This is a genomic window from uncultured Ruminobacter sp. (genome assembly GCA_902764345.1).
Lineage (GTDB): Bacteria > Pseudomonadota > Gammaproteobacteria > Enterobacterales > Succinivibrionaceae > Ruminobacter.
In genome coordinates this window covers 1-2,071 of the sequence record CACWVT010000099.1, presented here as the reverse complement: position 1 = coordinate 2,071, position 2,071 = coordinate 1, and the positions used below count along the sequence as shown (strand labels likewise).

Sequence of the window (2,071 nt, the reverse complement as noted above, 5' to 3'; positions counted from 1 at the left end):
GTTAAGGCTCAGATCCTCAATGCTTGAGCCTGCACTGAACAGAGCTACCTTGTTGAAGCGGGATACACCGGTAACGAAAATAAATCGGAATTTGTCGCTATTTTCCTTAACTGATAAATAGAAATCACGGATCGCCTTCCGGATATCGTTTAAAACATTCTGATTTCCTAGATTCGTGTTCAGCGGACTGTCGTACTCATCCACCAGCAGGACCATTGAATTAACCTCTGCCATAAGACATATCTTATTCATCAGGATTTTTATGGTTCTGTATTTATCAGGAGTCTCCTGCCAGCCCAGCACGCCTGCTTTTTTGGCAACATCGAGAAATTTTTCAACAGCATCCTTCTGGAAACTTTCAACGCTGCCGCATTCAAGCCCGGAGAAGTCAAAACGCAGGACCGGGTAGGTTTTATCTGCCCACAGCTTCTCAATTGCAAGTCCTTTGAACATTCCGGTGCCGCGCGAGAACAGGCTTTCCAGAGTTGACACGAGGAGGCTCTTGCCGAACCGGCGCGGACGGGAGATGAAGCACTGGTCATTGTTTTCAATCATACGGTATATGGCTTCAGTTTTGTCGACGTAGACCATATCTCCGGTTATGACTGCGTCAAATCCCTGTTTGCCGATAGGTAATTTTTTCATGCTATCCCCTGCTTTTTAACGGTTCCCTGGTGACAGTCTACCATCTATTTTTAAATCACTGAAGGCAGAGGTTTGGGTCCCAGGCCAAAGCTCCCCTTGATCCCATATATCAACCTAACCAAATATGTGTAAATTTACTAGCATATACGCATACATAATTTACAAAATACGTTGTCTCAGACAAAAAATGAATTGTCCGTAATGCCGGCGACTTGGGCTGCCTATAAAAATCAGTCCTGACCGAGCAACACAGTGTCGTCATCCATAATCACTTCACTGAAAGGACGGTTCCCGATTACTCTACTTTCAAGAAGTTCTTCCATGCTGTCATACTTACCTAGGAGTTCGTACTGATGTTCACCTTTGCCAACCTGTGTTTTCTTATGATGTAGCCCGAAAAGCGCATCCTTTTCATCAGCATACATATTCCATGTATGCAATCTATATTCCTCTCCTTTATACTCAAAATCGAGGCCAAACCAGTGACCATCTGATGGTCCCCATTCTCCAACATACTGAGAGGTAAACTCTTCGAGACTGGTATATTCATTTTTTCTCATGATAACTGAAACTCTTTAATAATCTGTTGAATCAAAACTTGTTCATCAGCTGTAGGTGGAACTCCTGGAGCATTCTTATCGTGTTTTAAATACACATGTCTGTGTGGTTGAACACCTCCATGGTCATGTTCAAAATCGATACAGACAGCCTGATTATGATTTTCATCATAATAGGCCAAGTGTTTTAACTTACCATTTTTAATTACGGCATAAATTCGTCCTGGCGTATGAGAATATTCAGGTGCCTTAACCCTCGTGGAATCCTGTTCAATCAGTCTGACATTGCCGTTGCTTTTCAAAACCCCTAACGTTCTGTAATGCTTGCCTCCCGATTTAAATTCAAAGTTGTTGAGATCAACATCAATGAATGCGCCTCTTGATCCCATACTAAGCCTCACTAATTTCGTATATCTGGGAAATTCCATCCAAGTTAAACTGGTAAAACTTCGTGCGTAATGAATCCTGATACCTGAAATTCACGAATTTTCCAGTCAACCAATTCTAAGGGAATGATTCCTAACCATTCTATTGCTGATTTTTCTACAAGATGCTGTAATGAGCTCAATATTTAGATTTTATTTTTACTAAATACAGCTTAATTTTATAATTTAGGCAAATATCAGTAGCACAGAATGGGCGATTCCAAAGGTTACGCAGTCCCAGTAAAACATCCACAGAATGAAGGCGCGCGGCATCATGGTCAAGAAGATCAAGGGGCACTATTACGTCTACGGAATGAAGAATGTCAAGGACGAGAAAACCGGCAGATAGAAGATCAAATACCTCGGAAACCTCGGAAAGATAACCGAGGAGGACGGATTTATCCCCAATGAAGGAAAGGAACCAGAGGCTCCTGCCCCAGCTAC

At 42.3% G+C, this 2,071-nt stretch carries 4 protein-coding genes; all 4 read right to left on the bottom strand.

Annotated features, from left to right (window positions below):
• On the bottom strand, positions 1–645 hold a 645-nt coding region (locus QZU58_RS10155; RefSeq protein WP_294496505.1), incomplete at its 3' end, for an AAA family ATPase.
• Positions 646–875: 230 nt separating this feature from the next.
• A complete protein-coding gene (locus tag QZU58_RS10150; protein WP_294496503.1) occupies positions 876–1,205 on the bottom strand; it encodes a hypothetical protein in 330 nt (109 codons plus the stop codon).
• Positions 1,202–1,591, bottom strand: coding sequence for a hypothetical protein (locus QZU58_RS10145; protein ID WP_294496501.1), 390 nt, complete (start codon positions 1,589–1,591; stop codon positions 1,202–1,204). The genes QZU58_RS10150 and QZU58_RS10145 overlap by 4 nt, the downstream gene beginning before the upstream one ends.
• A gap of 175 nt (positions 1,592–1,766) precedes the next feature.
• Positions 1,767–2,071: hypothetical protein (locus tag QZU58_RS10140; protein WP_294496500.1), on the bottom strand; the 305-nt coding region annotated here is incomplete at its 5' end.

Coding starts and splice junctions, on each gene's coding strand:
- QZU58_RS10150 (WP_294496503.1), bottom strand. CDS start 1,205: ATGAGAAAAAATGAATATACCAGTCTCGAAGAGTTTACCTCTCAGTAT.
- QZU58_RS10145 (WP_294496501.1), bottom strand. CDS start 1,591: ATGGGATCAAGAGGCGCATTCATTGATGTTGATCTCAACAACTTTGAA.